This is a genomic window from Pseudoxanthomonas sp. LjRoot204_2 (assembly GCF_056175765.1).
This window is the reverse complement of sequence record NZ_JBGFFG010000652.1, coordinates 1-1,363: the sequence shown is the minus strand read 5'-3', so window position 1 is coordinate 1,363 and position 1,363 is coordinate 1. Positions and strand designations below refer to the sequence as shown.

At 71.2% G+C, this 1,363-nt stretch carries 1 protein-coding gene; it reads left to right on the top strand.

The genetic code is table 11. The features are described 5' to 3' along the window. Nucleotides 1–1,363: PQQ-dependent dehydrogenase, methanol/ethanol family (locus AC04L7_RS18790; RefSeq protein WP_475513715.1), on the top strand; the 1,363-nt coding region annotated here is incomplete at both ends.

Below are 1,363 nucleotides of genomic sequence, written 5' to 3'. Positions count from 1 at the left end.
GACCATGGCCGCGCGCGACCATGCGAGCACGCGCTTCAGCCCGCTGGCCGAGATCACGAGCGCCAACGCCGCGAAGCTGCAGCCGGCCTTCACCTTTTCCACCGGCGTGGTGCGCGGGCACGAGGCCGCGCCGCTGGTGGTGGGCGGCACGATGTACATCGTGGGCCCCTACCCCAACACGCTCTTCGCGCTCGACCTCGCCAAGCCCGGCGCGCCGCTCAAGTGGAAGTTCGAGCCCAGGCCCGAGGCGGGCTCGCAGGGCGTGGCCTGCTGCGACCAGGTCAACCGCGGCGCCGCCTATGCGGACGGCCGCATCTTCTTCAACACGCTGGACAACCAGACCCTCGCGGTCGACGCGGCAAGCGGCGCCGAGCTCTGGCGCGCGAAGCTCGGCGACATCCGCAGCGGCGAGACCATGACGATGGCGCCGCTGGTGGTCAGGAACAAGGTGCTGGTGGGCAACAGCGGCGGCGAGTTCGGCGTGCGCGGCTGGCTTGCCGCTCTCGATGCCGCCACCGGCAAGACCGTGTGGCGCGCATGGAGCACGGGGCCGGACAGCGACGTGCTGATCGGCCCGCAGTTCAAGCCCTTCTATGCGCAGGACCGCGGCAAGGACCTGGGCGTGAGTTCCTGGCCGCCCGAGGCCTGGAAGATCGGCGGCGGCAACGCATGGGGCTGGATCTCCTACGACCCCGAGCTCGACCTCGTCTACTACGGCACCGGGAACCCGGGGCCATGGAATCCCGAGCAGCGCCCGGGCGACAACCGCTGGACCGCCGGGATCTTCGCGCGCCGCCCGGACACCGGCGAGGCGGTCTGGTTCTACCAGTTCAGCCCGCACGACCTGCACGACTACGACGGCGTGAACGAGAACATCCTGGTCGACGCCGAAGTGGGCGGCAAGCCGCGCAAGGTGCTGGTCCACCCCGACCGCAACGGCCACGTCTACCTGCTCGACCGCGCGAGCGGCGAGGTGCTGTCGGCCCGGCCCTTCGTGAAGGTGACGACCTCCCTGGGCGTGGACCTGCAGACCGGCCGCCTGCGCCAGGACCCGGCCAGGGAGCCGAAGGTCGGCAAGACCATCCGCGGGATCTGCCCGGCCTCGCCCGGCGGCAAGGACTGGCAGCCTTCGGCGTACTCGCCGCGCACGCGGCTGGTCTACATCCCGCACCAGAACCTATGCCAGGACAGCCAGTCCTCCCAGGTCAGCTACATCGCGGGCACGCCGTATGTGGGCACCGATGCGCGCATGTACGCGGGGCCCGGCGGCCAGCGCGGCCGCTTCACCGCATGGGACCCGGCCGCCGGCAAGGCCGCGTGGGCGAAGGAAGAGAATTTCCCGGTCTGGAGCGGCGCGCTCGCG